This is a genomic window from Kitasatospora sp. NPDC051164 (genome assembly GCF_044455625.1).
Taxonomy (GTDB): Bacteria; Actinomycetota; Actinomycetes; order Streptomycetales; family Streptomycetaceae; genus Kitasatospora.
In genome coordinates this window covers 12,247-27,299 of the sequence record NZ_JBITFB010000048.1, presented here as the reverse complement: position 1 = coordinate 27,299, position 15,053 = coordinate 12,247, and the positions used below count along the sequence as shown (strand labels likewise).

At 70.3% G+C, this 15,053-nt stretch carries 10 protein-coding genes; 3 read left to right on the top strand and 7 right to left on the bottom strand.

All coding sequences use genetic code 11. The features are described from left to right. Positions 1–28: 28 nt before the first annotated feature. The 7 genes from ACIBEC_RS42765 to ACIBEC_RS42735 all read right to left on the bottom strand — a co-directional run bounded on the left by ACIBEC_RS42765 (position 29) and on the right by ACIBEC_RS42735 (position 9,968). A complete protein-coding gene (locus tag ACIBEC_RS42765) occupies positions 29–1,000 on the bottom strand; it encodes a carbohydrate ABC transporter permease (protein ID WP_360501666.1) in 972 nt (323 codons plus the stop codon). Beyond that, the gene (locus ACIBEC_RS42760) at positions 997–1,944 is read right to left on the bottom strand and encodes an ABC transporter permease subunit (protein WP_360501663.1); all 948 of its coding nucleotides are present in this window, start codon (positions 1,942–1,944) and stop codon (positions 997–999) included. Before ACIBEC_RS42760 ends, ACIBEC_RS42765 begins: the two co-directional genes overlap by 4 nt. Further along, on the bottom strand, positions 1,941–3,620 hold the full coding sequence (locus ACIBEC_RS42755) for a Tat pathway signal sequence domain protein (protein ID WP_360501660.1): 1,680 nt from the start codon (positions 3,618–3,620) through the stop codon (positions 1,941–1,943). The genes ACIBEC_RS42760 and ACIBEC_RS42755 overlap by 4 nt, the downstream gene beginning before the upstream one ends. A 377-nt stretch (positions 3,621–3,997) precedes the next feature. Beyond that, entirely contained in the window at positions 3,998–5,980 is a 1,983-nt protein-coding gene (locus ACIBEC_RS42750; protein ID WP_360501658.1) for a glycoside hydrolase family 31 protein, read from the bottom strand. Positions 5,981–6,028: 48 nt separating this feature from the next. Then, on the bottom strand, positions 6,029–6,583 hold the full coding sequence (locus ACIBEC_RS42745; RefSeq protein WP_360501655.1) for a polysaccharide deacetylase family protein: 555 nt from the start codon (positions 6,581–6,583) through the stop codon (positions 6,029–6,031). A gap of 124 nt (positions 6,584–6,707) precedes the next feature. Next, the gene (locus ACIBEC_RS42740; protein WP_360501653.1) at positions 6,708–8,264 is read right to left on the bottom strand and encodes an alpha-L-arabinofuranosidase B; all 1,557 of its coding nucleotides are present in this window, start codon (positions 8,262–8,264) and stop codon (positions 6,708–6,710) included. A gap of 147 nt (positions 8,265–8,411) precedes the next feature. After that, on the bottom strand, positions 8,412–9,968 hold the full coding sequence (locus ACIBEC_RS42735) for an alpha-L-arabinofuranosidase B (RefSeq protein WP_360501651.1): 1,557 nt from the start codon (positions 9,966–9,968) through the stop codon (positions 8,412–8,414). 1,142 nt (positions 9,969–11,110) lie between these two features. Here ACIBEC_RS42735 and ACIBEC_RS42730 point away from each other — a divergent pair. The 3 genes from ACIBEC_RS42730 to araA are packed head-to-tail and all read left to right on the top strand — an operon-like array spanning position 11,111 to position 15,035. Further along, positions 11,111–12,841 (top strand): ribulokinase, encoded by a 1,731-nt coding sequence (locus tag ACIBEC_RS42730; protein ID WP_360501649.1) that lies wholly within the window; start codon positions 11,111–11,113, stop codon positions 12,839–12,841. Then, complete coding sequence (locus ACIBEC_RS42725; protein WP_360501646.1) at positions 12,838–13,518, top strand: L-ribulose-5-phosphate 4-epimerase; 681 nt, start codon at positions 12,838–12,840, stop codon at positions 13,516–13,518. Before ACIBEC_RS42730 ends, ACIBEC_RS42725 begins: the two co-directional genes overlap by 4 nt. Positions 13,519–13,529: 11 nt before the next feature. Further along, positions 13,530–15,035 (top strand): L-arabinose isomerase, encoded by a 1,506-nt coding sequence (gene araA, locus ACIBEC_RS42720; RefSeq protein WP_360501643.1) that lies wholly within the window; start codon positions 13,530–13,532, stop codon positions 15,033–15,035. Positions 15,036–15,053: the final 18 nt, after the last annotated feature.

Genomic DNA, 15,053 nt, shown 5'->3' with positions numbered 1-15,053 from the left:
GGTGCGAGCCGACGGGGGCGAGGCCGGGTCAGCCCTTGATCGCCCCGGTCAGCACGCCGGTTCGCAGGTGCTTCTGGATGAAGGGGTAGACGACAACGAGCGGCACCAGGGTGAGGACCACCACTGCCATCTGCAAGGAGAGCGGCGCGGTCTGGGCGTGTGTGCTGCCGAAGCCGGAGTTGACCGAACCCGGCATTCCGTTGCCCCGGTTGACGTAGGTGAGCAGGACGTACTGCAGCGGCCACTTCTGGCTGTCGGTCGGCATGTAGAGCATGACGTTGAAGAACGAGTTCCAGTAGCCCACGCCGTAGAAGAGCGCGATCACCGCGGTCACGGCGCGCGAGGTGGGCAGGACCACCGACCAGAGGATCCGCCAGTCGCCGGCGCCGTCCATCCGGGCCGCGTCGATCAGTTCGGCGGAGGTCTCGGAGTAGAAGGCGCGCAGCACCAGGATGTTGAAGACGGAGACCGCGCTGGGCAGGATCAGTGCCCACCACTGGTCGTAGCCGCCGAGTCCGGTGACCACCAGGAAGGTCGGGATCAGGCCGCCGCCGACGAACATGGTGACGACCAGCAGCAGCAGGATGAAGCGGTGGCCGAGCGAGCGCGGGCGCGAGAGCCCGTAGGCGCACAGGATCGACACCACCATGGACACTGCCGTGCCGACGCCGGTGATGCCGAGGCTCACCAGCAGCGCGGTGAGCACCGTCGGGTTGTCCAGCATCGCGCGGTAGGCCTCGACGGTCAGGCCGTCCGGCCAGATCACCATCCCGCCGGCCCGGTTGACGGCCCCGGGGGTGGAGAAGCTGGTGACCACGATGATCCAGAGCGGGACCAGGACGACCGCCAGAACCCCGCCGAGCGTCAGCCCCTTGGCGGCCTGGCCGATCGTGGTCGGCGGCTCCTGCCAGGGCGGGCGTGCGGTCCGGGCGGAGCGTGGGGGAGCGGTCACCGCGTTGCGTGTGCGCTTGCCGCGGCCGATGCTGAGTGTGTTGGTCATTTCCGGTAGAGCCCGTCCTCGCCGAAGGCGTGCGCCAGCCGGTTGGCCCCCCAGAGCAGCAGCAGCGAGACCAGGCTCTTGAAGAGCCCGGCCGCGGCGCCGTAGCTGTAGTTGCCGGCGGCGATGCCGTAGTAGAAGGAGAAGGTGTCCAGCACGTCGGCCGCGTCGTGGCCGACCGCCGTCCGCTGGATCAGGAACTGCTCGAAGCCGACCGACAGAGCGTTGCCCAGGCGCAGCACCAGCATCAGCATGACCACACCGCGCAGGCCGGGCAGGGTGATGTGCCACATCCGCCGCCACCGTCCCGCGCCGTCGGCGGCCGCCGCCTCGTACAGCTCGGTGTTGATCGCACTCAGCGCGGCGAGGAAGACGATGATTCCCCAGCCCGCCTCCTTCCAGATCGCCTGGGAGGTGACCAGCAGCGCGAAGGTGTGCGGGTCGGTCATGATGTCCCAGGTGCCGATCCCGTGCTGACGCAGGAACTGGTTGAGCAGGCCGGCGCCGCCCAGCATCTGCTGGAAGATCGTCAGGGCCAGCACCCACGAGAAGAAGTGCGGCAGGTAGAGCACGGACTGGATGAAGTTGCGCATCCGCTCGCTCAGCACCGAGTTGAGCAGCAGGGCGAGCGCGATCGGGATCGGGAAGAACAGGACCAGCTGGACGCAGCTCAGGTACAGCGTGTTCTTCATCGACTCCCAGAACAGCGGGTCGCCGAAGAGCGCCTGGAACTGGTCGAGCCCGACCCAGTCGCTGTGCCAGACACCGACCAGTGGGTCGTAGCTCTGGAACGCGGTCACCAGGCCGAACAGCGGCGCGTAGTTGAACACCAGGAGCAGGACGACCGCGGGTATCGTCATCAGTAGCAGCGACTTGTCCCGCCGCAGCCTGATCCGTCGGCTCAACCGGGTGGGCGATGCCCGGCGTTCCGACCGCGCGGTGCTCACTGGCCGGCGCCGTACTTGTCGAGGACGTTCTCGGTCATCCACCGCTTGAGCCGCGCCCCCTGGCCGGACTTCCAGGTGGAGACCGCCGCCTGGACGTCGGAGACCTTCTTCTTCCCGTGGTAGCAGTCGATGATGGTGTCGTTGACGGCCTGCGCCGCCTCGGCTGTGGCGATGTCCTGCGGCATGCTGTAGTTCATGGCCCAGAAGGGCGGCTTGACCAGGGCCTTGACGTTGGCGGCCTGCCAGGCGGAGTAGTCCTTGGTGACGACGTCGCCGCCCGGGTTGCTGATCACGGACGAACTGGAGGAGAGGAAGGGGAAGGTGGTTGCCTGGACGTTCTTCTTGCCCTCGTCGGTGAAGGTCGGCACGCCGTTGACCCGATTGTGGTGGACGCCCTCGACCCCGAAGTTGGTCATCGTGTACTCGGCCGAGCCGTACGGTGCGGCCAGGTAGTTCGCCACCGCGAGCAGTTCCGCTATCTGATCCGGCTTCAGGTCGGCGTTGAGGTAGCTGATCATGCTGCTGGGGGCGCCCATGTAGGCCACCGGCGTGCTCTTGCCGTCGGCGGTCAGGATGTCGAAGGCGCCGCGCCGGTAGTTCGGGTCGGCGGCGACACCGGACTGGTAGTCGGCGAGATTCCAGGCACCCAGCCCGCCGCCCGCGATCAGCACCTTTCCGGCGTAGAAGCGGGTGCCCTGGTTGGCGCCGTCGCCCGCGAGCGCGTCCGGGTGCATGTACCCGGAGGTGGCCAGGCGGTAGTGCCAGTCGAGGGCTTCCAGGAACTCCTGGGTCTCGAAGAGGTGGACCAGCTTGCCGTTGTCGACCTTCCACTTCACGGGCGCGCCGAAGGAGGGGTAGAGGTAGGTCCACACGTCGTCGAAGGCCCACACGCCGCGCTTGGCGTCGGTCAGCTCCTTGCCGAGGTTCATCAGGTCGGCGGGGGACTTCACCTGGGCATTGGTGATCCCGTGCGATTCGAGGAGGTCCCTGCGGTGGAAGACACCACCGGGGCCGGGGAACGTGGTGGCGAAGCAGGGGATGCCGTAGAGCTTGTCGCCCCAGACGCCGGTCTGCCAGGCACCGGTGGGGAGGGCGGCCAGGTTGGGGTACTTCTTGACGTTGTCGCCGGACAGGTGAGGTGTCAGGTCCGCGAACTGGGTCCGGGCCAGCTCGCCCGTGTTGAAGTTGGGGTTCCACCAGGCCGGCAGGTTGATCCAGTCGGGCAGTTTCTTGGCGGCCGTCATGGTCGGCACGATGGTGTGGTAGTTGTTCCCGTCGGCCGGCTTCATGGTGAGGTTCACGCCCAGGGCCTTGTTCATGGCCTGGTAGAAGGAGTTGCCGGGCTGCGGCACGGTGCCCCACAGCGGGGTGACCGCCGTGTAGCTGCCGCCCTTGCCGGGCGGGCCGGACACCGTGGCGGCCGGGGCAGCCGGGTAGCTGAGGAAACCGGGGTCCGTCGCCGCGTCGGCGCCGCCCGTGACCGACGCGATGTCCGGCGTGAGGGCCGTGCTCGACAGGAAGGCCGGTAGTGCCGCCTTGAGGCCCGACGAGGTGTTCGCCCCGGTCTTCTGGTGCGAGCCGCCGCCGCAGGCGGAGAGCAGCGGCGCCATGGCGACGGCTCCCGCGATCGATGCGCCGGCGGACAGGAACCTTCTCCGGTTCAGCTCGGTGGTCATGGTGGGCCAGCCCTTCCCCGCGGAGGATGTCGAAGCGCTTGGATGTTTCGGCGAGACTAATGGCGTGTTACCGGTTCAGCAAGGCCCTGAACAAATCCAAATTCCTTCTGTGCAGGGGTGGTTGACAGCAAATCTGGTTCATGTCAGCGTCGATGCGCTTCGACGTTCGCCGTCGAGCCCAACCTGCCCGAGGGGTTTGCCATGGGGGTTCCGCGTCCGCGTCGGCAGCCGACCTGCTTCTTTCCGTGACCCGCGTGGTCCTCGACTGTCGGACCCGGACGGTCGACGTCGACGACCATGCGAACATCACGGTCGTCGACGCCACCCAGGTGGACGGTGACGCGGTCTCGCCCGCCGTTCCTGTTGTTCCGGCCGCTTCAGCCGAGCCGGGCCGCGATCTCGGCCCCTTCCCGTACGAAGACCGGGATGCGTTCCAGCGGGGCCTCGGCGTCGTGCGTCGTCCCGCCCTCCAGCACCTGTCCGTTGACCGGGTCGAGCCAGCGGGCGCCGGACGGCAGGTACACCCGGCGGGCCCGGGCGCCGGCCTCGTACACGGGCGCCACCAGCACGTCGGGGCCGAGCAGGAACTGGTCGTCCACGTCCCAGGTGTGCTCGTCCTCGGGGAAGTCGAAGAACAGCGGGCGCATCGGCGGGGCGCCGGTGCGGTGGGCGTCCTCGGACAGCTCTCTCAGGTACGGGCGCAGGCGCTCGCGCAGCAACAGGTGGTCGCGGAGGATGCCGTAGGCCTCGTCCCCGTACGACCAGAGCTCGTTCGGCCCGCCGGTCATGTCCGCGGAGAATGTGGGGTGGTTGGGCTCGCGGTCCCCGTGCAGCCGCATGACGGGGCTGAAGGTGCCGTACTGGAACCACCGGATCAGCAGTTCGCGGTACGCGGGGTCGTCCGGGGCGCCGCCGAAGAAGCCGCCGATGTCGGTGTTCCACCAGGGGATGCCGCTCATCGCGACGTTCAGCCCGGCCCTGATCTGGCGCGCGAGGGAGTCGAAGGTGGTGGGGATGTCGCCGGACCACAGCAGCGCCCCGTGCCGCTGACTGCCGGCCCAGGCGGAGCGGACCAGCGACAGCGGCCGGTCCTCACCCGCCGCGCGCAGGCCGTCGGCCACCGCGCGGGTGTGCTCCAGCGGGTAGAGGTTCGCGGCCTCGGCGGCCGGGCCGGCGGCGTAGACCGCGCGGTCGGCCCGGTCCCGGGGCAGGTCGGGCTCGCAGGCGTCCAGCCAGAAGCACGCCACGCCCAGAGAGCGGTAGTTGTCGTTCAGCCGCTGCCACAGCGCGGCGCGGGCGCCGGGGTGGGTGGCGTCGTAGTAGGCCATGGGGCGGATCAGCGCATCCCCGCTGTACCGCGACGGCCACGGGTAGGTGAGCAAGCCGCCGTCGGCGTCGCGCACGAGGTGCCCGGCCGAACGCAGCTCGTCGTGCGTGTCGCTGCCGGGCTCGACGGTGGGCCACACCGAGACGGCGAGTCTCACCCCGAGGTCCGTCAGTTCCTCGACCATGGCGGCGGGGTCGGGCCATTCGCTCTCCTCGAAGCGCCAGTCGCCCATCCTCGGCCAGTGGAAGAAGTCGCAGACGATGACGGACAGCGGCAGTCCACGCTCCTTGTACTGCCGTGCCACGGCCAGGAGTTCGTCCTGGGTGCGGTAGCGCAGCTTCGACTGCCAGAAACCGGACGCCCAATCGGGCAGGAGCGGCGGGCGGCCGGTGGCCCGGGTGTAGGAGTCCAGGATCCGGGCCGGGGTGTCGCCGGCGGTGATCCAGTAGTCGATGCGCCCACCGGCGTCGGCGGTCCACCCGGTGGTGTCGGCGCCCAGTTCGACGCGGCCGGTGGCGGGGTTGTTCCACAGCAGTCCGTAGCCGCGCGAGGAGTGCAGGAACGGGATGGCGGCCACGGTGTTGCTCTGGACGAGGTCGATCACACGGCCCTTCTGGTCCAGGTGCCCGTGCGGATGCTGGCCCAGGCCGTGCAGCCGTTCACCGCCGTAGGCCGCGAAGTGCTGCTCCGTCCGACCGGCCGCCGCGTGGACGCGATGGCCGGCGGGATGCGCGTGCGGGCTCTTCTCGGCGAGCAGTTCGCGGCCCGAAGCGGCGTGACGGAACGTCAGTCGGCCGTCCGTGGAGGCCTCGACCGCGAGGCGTCCGTTGACCAGGCGGGCACAGCCGTCGTCCGACACCGACAGCTCGGCGTGCGGGGAGGGCGAAGGGCTCTCCAGCGCACCGGGGGCAGCGGGGTCGATGGTCCCGGCCGAGGCCCGCACCCGGACGGCGTCCGGTCCCCAGGGCTCGACGCGCAGGACCTCTTCGGCGGTGTGCCGCTCCAGGCCGCCCGCGCGGATGCTGTAGGGCAAGGTGGCTCCTCACTGTGACGGAGAGTCGTCAGCTGTCGGCTGTGGCCGTCATCGAGGCGGGACCGGTCCCGGCCGCAGACCCCGCTCGGCCCAGGCCGCCAGCAGGTGCGGTACGGCCTCGACGGTGCTCTGGCGGCCGTGGTCGTGCATCAGCACCACGCCGCCCGGCGGTTCGTCCCGGGCGGCGCGCACGATGGCCTCGGCGTCGGCGCCCGCCCAGTCACGGGTGTCGGTGGTGCACAGCACCTCGGTGAGTCCGAGTGCCGCCGCGGCGCCGCGCACCCGGGCGTCGGTGTCGCAGTAGGGTGGGCGGAAGAGGGTCGGGTAGCTGCCGGTCACTCGGTGCAACAGGCGTTGTGGCAACCGGAGTTCACGCCGCAGCGCGTGGTCGTCGAGGCCCGTCAGGTGCGGGTGGGTGTGACTGTGGTTGCCCAGCCACATCCCGGCCTCGTGCAGGGCGCCCAGCAACTCCGGGTGACGGACGACCTGTTCGCCGCACACGAAGAAGGTGGCCCGGACGCCGGCCCGGGTCAGCGCGTCGAGCAGGGCGGGCGTGCTGTCGGGGTGTGGGCCGTCGTCGAAGGTCAGGGCCACGGTGCTCATTCGGTGCTCCCCTGGCAGGAAGGGGGGCCGGGACGTGGAACGGTGCCGTCGGCGTCGACCAGCAGGAGCTGCTCGACGCCGACGGCACCGTCATCACACCCGGCCGCGCCGGACAGTGTTTCCGTCAGCTCCAGGGAGAGGCGGTGAGCCAGCTCGTGTCCTGGGCCCACGAGGACGTGGAGTCCCAGGCGTTGGTTCCGCCGTTGCTCGCGATGTAGGCCGTGAAGTTGTAGTGGCGGAGGTACTTCGTCGGGAAGTTGACGGACTGGAAGGAGTGGCCGACCCCGCTGTTGCCCGTGGTGGGGCAGAAGGTGGCGTCCTGCGCGAAGGAGCCGCTGCCGGTGTCGGCGCTCAGGTAGAGCTCGTAGTTGTAGTGGTGCAGGAACTGGCCGGGGTTGTCGACGGACTCGAAGGACAGGCAGGAGGTGTCGGCCAGGCCGGCGCGGACGATCCAGGTGGCGTCGGCCTTGTCGGTGGCCGAGCTGGAGGAGTTGATGGTGGAGATGACGACCTTGTTGTCGGCGTCGTCGTGGCGGAGGTAGTCAGAGGTGCAGCAGGGGGCGGTGGTGGCCTGGAGGGAGATCCGGGAGCCGGGCGTCAGCGAGCCGGTGCTGGTCGAGGCGCTGCTGTAGCCGGCGGCGGTGATGTTGGCCTGCACGGCGTTCTCGGTGGCGTCCGAGGGGTAACCCGAGGTCATCACGCCTTCGTAGAAGGTTCCTTGGGCACCCTTGCTGTTGTCACCGCCGATGCCCAGGATGATCGAACCTTCCTTGTGCATCGGGTTGTAGCCGGAGGCGTTGGGGCGCACGCCGCTGTAGAAGGTGGACAGGCTGCCCGACTGCGCGTCGCCGCCGCGGATGGCCCACTGGTTCGGGGCGCCCTTGACCATGGCGCTCAGGAACCGGTTGGTGACGGTGGGGTCGCCGGCGTTGAAGCGGGTGTTCACGCCGGAGAACAGGCCGTTCTCCAGGTCGGCCATCACCCAGGGGCCGTTGCCGCTGCCGGAGCCCCAGACCTTGTTGTTGCCGAAGTAGATGGCCTCCATGTGGCCGTTGCCGGTGTCGTGGTCGTTGGTCTCGGCGTTGCCGTAGTCGAAGCAGCAGCCGTCGTTGAAGTGCTTGCCGTTGAAGATCGCGTACATGCCCTCGGGCTGGTCGCCGGTGGCGATGCCGTTGGTGTGGTCGTTGCGGTAGCCGGTGCCGGGGGCCACGTAGACGCCGTACGCCTTGTGGCCGCCGACGGTGACCGGTGCCTCGAAGGCGTTGGCGAGGTTGTCCGGCCCGCCGGCGGCCCCGCCCGCGGGTGCCTGGGTGAGGTGGTTGCCCTTGCCGGACTCGTCGTAGATGACGGTGATGACGCAGCTGGTGTTCGCGCAGAAGGCATCCTGCGCGGCGGCGTCGGCGTATCCGCCGGTGCTCAGGACGCCGATGTCCTTGGTCGCGCTGTCGGAGGCGCGCCTGACCTGGTACAGCGGGCCGCCGTACCCCGCGTACAGGGCGCGGGTGGTGCTGTGCGCGGCGACGCACGGGGTGCCGCCCGCGGCGTAGATGTCGCACGGCTGCTGGGTGGCGGCCTGCGAGGTGGTGGCCGTGGCGGTGAGCAGGCCGGCGGCGAGCACGGCGGTTGTGCCGGCCGAGAGGAGCGCGCGCCTGACGCGGTGGATCCACGGTTGCTTGGTCATGAAGGACTCTTTCACTGGGTGGGGTGTGAGGTGAGCCTCGACGAACTCCCGGTGCCCGGCTGTGCGGGCGGCGGGGGTCGGGTTGACGTCCCCGGAGCCGGTGCGGATTCGGCGGTCTTCGGTACCGGACCCGGGGCGGGTTGCTGGTCAGCTCCAGGGGGTGGCGGCGAGCCAGCTGGTGTCCTGAGCCCACGAGGACGCGGAGTCCCAGGCGTTGGGTCCGCCGTTGCTCGCGATGTAGGCGGTCAGGGCGTAGTGGCGGATGTACTTGGCCGGGTAGTTGAAGGACTGCAGGGAGTAGCCCGTGCCGCTGTTTCCGGGCTTGGGGCAGAAGGTGGCGTCGGCGGCGAACTGGCTGGTGCCGGCATTGGGCTGGAGGTGGAGCTGGAACGCGTAGTGCCTGAGGTAACTGCCGGAAGCGTTGGCCGCCTCGAAGGAGACGCAGCTGCTGTTGGCCAGGCCTGCGCGGACGATCCAGGTGGCGTTGCCCTTGTCCGTGGCGGAACTACCGGAGGTCACTGGCGCGATCACGACCTTGTCGTCGCTCGTGTCGTGCTGCAGGTAGTCGCTGGTGCAGCAGGAGCTGGTGGCCTGGAGCGACACCTTCGCGCCCGGCGTGAAGGGGGTGGTGGTGTTGGTGCGGTAGCCGGCCGCGGTGACGTTGGCCTGGACGGCGGCGTCGGTGGCGTCGGAGGGGTAGCCCTTGACCATGGCGCCTTCGTAGAAGGTGCCCGCGCTCGCGTTGCGGTTGGTCTGGCAGCAGTCGCCGCCGCTGCCCAGGATGATGGCGCCCTGCTTGTGCATCGGGTTGTATCCGCTGGGCAGTGCGCCGCTGTAGAACTGGGTCAGGCTCCCGGACTGGGCGTCGGCGCCCTTGAGTGCCATCTGGGTGGTGCCGTTGTTCTTGAGCATCGCGGTGACGAAGTGGCTGGTCTCGGAGACCTGGTTCGGGTTCCATGCCCTGCTTCCGCCGGTGAACAGGCCGTTCTCCAGGTCCGCCTGTACCCAGGGCCCGGTTCCGCTGCAGCCGCCGAACCAGCATTCCGTGCCGAAGTTGATCGCGTCCATGGCGCCGTTGCCGTCGGCGTGGTGGTCGGTCTCGGTGTTGCCGTAGTCGAAGCAGCAGCCGTTGTTGACGTGGGTGCCGCTGGTGATCATGTATGCGCCCTCGGGTGAGCTGCCGGTCGGCACGCCCGAGCCGTTGGCGAAGTAGCTGTTGCCGGGGGTGATGTAGAGCGCGTACGCCTTCTGGCCGCCTACGGTCACCGCTTCGGTGGTCGCGGTGGCGGCCGTGTCGGCGCCGCCGGTCCCGCCGAGACCCTGGTAGACCAGGGTGTTGCCGCTGTTGCCGGTCTGGTCGTAGACGCGGGTGATGGTGCAGACGCTGCCCGCGCAGAACGAGTCCTGCGCCGCGGCGTCGGCGACGCCGCCGGCGGACAGTACCCCGATGTTCTGCGACGCGCTGTCCGAGGTCCGCTGCACCTGGTACAGCGGACCGCTGTAGGAGGCGAACAGCGCGCGGGTCGTACTGTGCGCCGCGACACACGGCGTGCCGCCCGCGGCGTAGATGTCACACGGTTTCTGCGTGGCGGCCTGAGACGTGCCGGCAAGGGCGAGGACGCCGGTCAGGGCGAGTGCGACCGTGACGAGGGCGGCGAGCAGTTCCCGCAGAGGTCGGCGATCAGCGCGAAGGGTGGGCAGCATGCATGGACTCCCTTGTTCGGTGCGATACCAAGAGCCTCGCCGTGGCCGAATCGGCGGCGCGCCTGCCCCCCTGGGGGCGGTCCGATCCGGCTTCGTACTCCGGGTGACTGTTAGCGCTAACAATTGCGGTCGACAGGGAATGCCAAGAGTTTCGACGGTGTCGCCGCGCCAGGAGTGCGGTGCGGCCATCACTATCAAGTAGACGCGGAAGCCCAGTCAAGGCTTGCGCATTCCCGGCTCGATGGCCGCGCGCACACGCACCAGGGCAAGCGCGGTTCCCGGGAAGCCGCCTCGGCTCGACCCGGACCGCATCGGCTCCGGGGACGGTTTCGCCGCCGGGCTGATCGACGGCCTGCCGACCGGCGTGGCCTGGAACGGGCCCTGGCCTGCGGAGCGGCCCACGACGCCCTGGTCATGACCGGGCTCGCAGACGTGTCCATGCTGTCGCCGGCGGAGGTCGAAGCGATCACGAACGGCGGCTCCGCGCACGTGGGGCGCAGGCCCTGAGCCGATCCCGCCCCGTCGCAACAGGAATGAGAGGGCCGTGCGGCAACGAGTGGTCGTCGGCACGTCCGTCGCCCTCACCGAACTCCTCGTTCGATTCGGGTGCGTTGCTCCTCGGGTGACGGGTGGGGCGGCAGTCGGGCCGCGGTGGCGTCGTCGTGCTGGTGGCGGCCGGTGTGGTGGCGTTGGCGGTCACGGGCGGCGTGGTGGCGCCAGGAGGCGTCGAGTCGCCGTTGTCGAGGCCGGCCCGTAGGAGGAGCAGGAGGGGGAGGACGGCTGCGCCGCCGGCCAGGATCCATCTCGCGCCACCGGTGGCCGTCGTCCCTCGGGAGCCGGCGGGTCGGGCCACGACCTTGTTTCGTTCCCGTTGACAGCGGGTTACGAGGCATGTCTTGACAGGCTAATTGTTAGCGCTCACAATTTCCCGGAGCGCCCGCACCACGACCCCGACGCCGCCCATGCCCGGACACGGCGACGGCAACGGCGGCGCGTGCTTCCCGGACCCCGTTCCGCACCTCTGAGGGTGGGCGCGGCGCGGGCCCGCAGGCCGCCGAGCCCGACATCCTCCGGGTGGACGACTCGGCGGCCTGCCTCCCACCTCCCACCGACACCCCCGCACCGGACGAAGGACTGATGACGTGACCGTGACTCCTGCGCCTGACGACCCGCAGCAGTACGTCGTCGGAATCGACTTCGGCACGCTCTCCGGGCGCGCCGTGGTGGTGCGGGTCGCCGACGGTGAGGAACTCGCCTCCGCCGTCCACGACTACGCCCACGCCGTCATCGACCGGACACTGCCGGTCGGCGGGGCCACGCTGCCGCCCGACTGGGCCCTCCAGCACCCCGACGACTGGCGCGAGGTGCTGCGCACCGCCGTCCCGGCCGCCGTTGCCGCAGCCGGCATCGACCCGGCCGACGTCAGCGGCATCGCCACCGACTTCACCGCCTGTACCGTCCTGCCCGTGCTGGCCGACGGCACCCCCCTCGCCGAGGTCGAGGAGTTCGCCGCCCGGCCGCACGCCTGGCCGAAGCTGTGGAAGCACCACGCGGCGCAGCACCAGGCCGACCGGATCAACGAACTGGCCCACCAGCGCGGCGAGAAGTGGATCTCGCGCTACGGCGGGAAGATCTCCGCCGAGTGGCAGTACGCCAAGGCGCTCCAGGTACTGGAGGAGGACCCGCCGACCTACGCCGCCATCGAGCGCTGGATCGAGGCGGCCGACTGGATCGTCTGGCAGCTCTGCGGCACCGAGACCCGGAACACCTGCACCGCCGGGTACAAGGGCATCTTCCAGGACGGCCAGTACCCGAGCGCCGACTACCTCGCCGCCCTGCACCCCGATTTCGCGGACTTCGCCGCCACCCGGCTCGACCACCCGCTCTCCCCGCTCGGCTCCCGGGTCGGCTCGCTGACCGCGCAGGCCGCCGCCTGGACCGGCCTGCCCGAGGGCATCGCGGTGGCCGCCGGCAACGTCGACGCGCACGTCGCCGCCCCCGCGGCCCAGGCCGTCGAGAACGGCCAACTCCTCGCCATCATGGGCACCTCCACCTGCCACGTCGTCAACGGGTCCACCCTGGCGGACGTCCCCGGCATCTGCGGTGTGGTCGACGGCGGCATCATCGCCGGCAGCTACGGCTACGAGGCCGGGCAGAGCGCGGTCGGCGACATCTTCGCGTGGTGGACCGGCCAGGGCGTACCCGCCGACTACCTCGCAGAGGCGGCCGAACTCGGCGAGGACATCCACCAGTTGCTCACCCGCAAGGCGGCGGACCAGCCGGTCGGCGGCCACGGCCTGGTGGCGCTGGACTGGATGAACGGCAACCGCTCCACCCTGGTCGACCACCATCTCTCCGGCGTCATCGTCGGGCTCACCCTGGCCACCCGTCCGGAGGAGATCTACCGCGCTCTGCTGGAGGCCACCGCCTTCGGCACCCGCGCCATCGTCGACGCCCTGGAGCAGGGCGGCGTCCCGGTGACCGAGTTCATCGTCACCGGCGGCCTGAAGAAGAACGCGCTGCTGATGCAGATCTACGCGGACGTGCTGCGCCGCCCGGTCTCCCTCGCGGTCTCCACCCAGGGCCCCGCGGTGGGCTCCGCCATCCACGCGGCCGTCGCGGCGGGGGCCTACCCAAACGTCCGTGCGGGCGCCGCCGCGATGGGCCGCGTCGAGCGCGCCGCCTACACGCCCGACCCGGACCGGGCCGACGCGTACGACGCCCTGTACGCCGAGTACCGGCTGCTGCACGACCACTTCGGCACCGGGCCCGACAAGGCCCTGCACCGCCTGCGCTCGATCCGCAACGCCGCCCTGACCGCCGCCGCGGCAGCCACCGCCGCCAGCCCCGAACAGCGAGGTCTGACCCTGTGAGCACCCTGCCCGACACCGTGGCGCTGCTGCGCCGCCACGTCAGCGAACTGCACCAGGAGCTGGTGCGCTACAACCTGGTCGTCTGGACCGCCGGCAACGTCTCCGCCCGGGTGCCCGGCCACGACCTGATGGTGATCAAGCCGAGCGGCGTCTCGTACGACGAGCTGTCGCCGGAGAACATGATCCTCTGCGACCTGGACGGCAAGGTCGTCGAGGGCGACTACTCGCCCTCCTCCGACACCGCCGCCCACGCGTACGTCTACCGGCACATGCCCGAGGTCGGGGGAGTGGTGCACACCCACTCGACGTACGCCTGCGCCTGGGCGGCGCGCGGCGAGGCCGTGCCCTGCGTACTGACCGCGATGGCCGACGAGTTCGGCGCCGAGATCCCGGTCGGCCCGTTCGCCCTGATCGGCGACGACTCGATCGGCAGGGGCATCGTCGAGACGCTCAGCGGCCACCGCTCCCCGGCCGTGCTGATGAAGAGCCACGGCGTCTTCACCGTCGGCAAGGACGCCAAGGCGGCGGTCAAGGCGGCCGTGATGTGCGAGGACGTCGCCCGCACGGTCCACATCTCCCGCCAGCTCGGCGAGCCGCTGCCGATCGCCCAGGCGGACATCGACAGCCTCAACCACCGCTACCAGAACGTGTACGGCCAGCAGTCCGTGGCCGGCTAAGGAGTCCTGAAGTGACGTCACTCGAAGGCCGCGAGGTCTGGTTCCTCACCGGAAGCCAGGGGCTCTACGGCGAGGACACCCTGCGGCAGGTCGCCGAGCAGTCCCGGCAGATCGCCGACGCGCTGGGCGACGGTACCGGCCTGCCGGTCAAGGTCCGGTGGATGCCCGTGCTCACCGACGCCTCCGCGATCCGCCGCGTCTGTCTGGAGGCCAACGCCTCCGACGACTGCGTCGGGTTGATCGCCTGGATGCACACCTTCTCCCCGGCGAAGATGTGGATCGCCGGACTCGACGCGCTGCGCAAGCCGCTGCTGCACCTGCACACCCAGGCGAACGTCGCGCTGCCGTGGGCGTCCATCGACATGGACTTCATGAACCTCAACCAGGCGGCCCACGGCGACCGCGAGTTCGGCTACATCCAGTCCCGCCTCGGGGTGGCCCGCAAGACCGTCGCCGGCCACGTGAGCGACCCGTCGGTGGCCGCCAGGATCGGCTCCTGGGTCCGCGCCGCTGCGGGCCGCGCCGAGCTCAGCACCCTGAAGCTCGCCCGCTTCGGCGACAACATGCGCGATGTCGCCGTCACCGAGGGCGACAAGGTCGAGGCGCAGCGGCGGTTCGGCGTCTCGGTCAACACCTACGGCGTCAACGACCTGGTCGACGCGGTCGACGCGGTCGCGGGCGACGCGATCACCGAGCTGGTGAAGGAGTACGAGGACACCTACCGGGTGTCGGCCGAACTGCGCCACGGCGCCGACCGCCACGAGTCGCTGCGCTACGCGGCGCGGATCGAGCTCGGCCTGCGCGGGTTCCTGGACGAAGGCGGCTTCAAGGCCTTCACCACCAACTTCGAGGACCTCGGTGGTCTGCGCCAGCTGCCCGGCCTCGCCGTGCAGCGCCTGATGGCCGACGGCTACGGCTTCGGCGGCGAGGGCGACTGGAAGACCTCCGTCCTGCTGCGCACGCTCAAGGCGGCGGCCGCCGGGCTGCCCGGCGGCACGTCCTTCATGGAGGACTACACGTACCACCTGGAGCCCGGTCAGGAGGTCATCCTCGGCGCCCACATGCTGGAGGTCTGCCCGAGCATCGCCTCCGAGACGCCCACGCTCGAGATCCACCCGCTGGGTATCGGCGGCCGTGAGGACCCCGTCCGGATGGTCTTCGACGCGCAGACCGGGCCGGCCGTGGTGGTGGGCCTGGCCGACATGGGCGACCGGTTCCGGCTGGTGGCCAACGAGATCGACGTCGTCGAGCCCGCCGAGCCGCTGCCGAACCTGCCGGTCGCCCGCGCCGTCTGGAAGCCGCGGCCGAACCTGCGGACCTCCGCCGAGGCATGGCTGACCGCCGGCGCCCCGCACCACACCGTGCTTTCCAGCGCGATCGGCGCCGAGGAGCTGACCGACCTCGCGGAGATGGTCGGCACCGAACTGCTGCTCATCGACGCGGACACCACGATGCGCCAGTTCACCAAGGAGATCCGCTGGAACCAGGCCTACCACCGGCTGGCCCAGGGTTTCTGACACCCTGACGTGGCGGCG

What these genes read in the sequence shown, in the direction of transcription:
- ACIBEC_RS42765 (WP_360501666.1), bottom strand. Translation starts at nt 1,000, where the DNA reads ATGACCAACACACTCAGCATCGGCCGCGGCAAGCGCACACGCAACGCG.
- ACIBEC_RS42755 (WP_360501660.1), bottom strand. Translation starts at nt 3,620, where the DNA reads ATGACCACCGAGCTGAACCGGAGAAGGTTCCTGTCCGCCGGCGCATCG.
- ACIBEC_RS42740 (WP_360501653.1), bottom strand. Translation starts at nt 8,264, where the DNA reads ATGACCAAGCAACCGTGGATCCACCGCGTCAGGCGCGCGCTCCTCTCG.
- ACIBEC_RS42735 (WP_360501651.1), bottom strand. Translation starts at nt 9,968, where the DNA reads ATGCTGCCCACCCTTCGCGCTGATCGCCGACCTCTGCGGGAACTGCTC.
- ACIBEC_RS42745 (WP_360501655.1), bottom strand. Translation starts at nt 6,583, where the DNA reads ATGAGCACCGTGGCCCTGACCTTCGACGACGGCCCACACCCCGACAGC.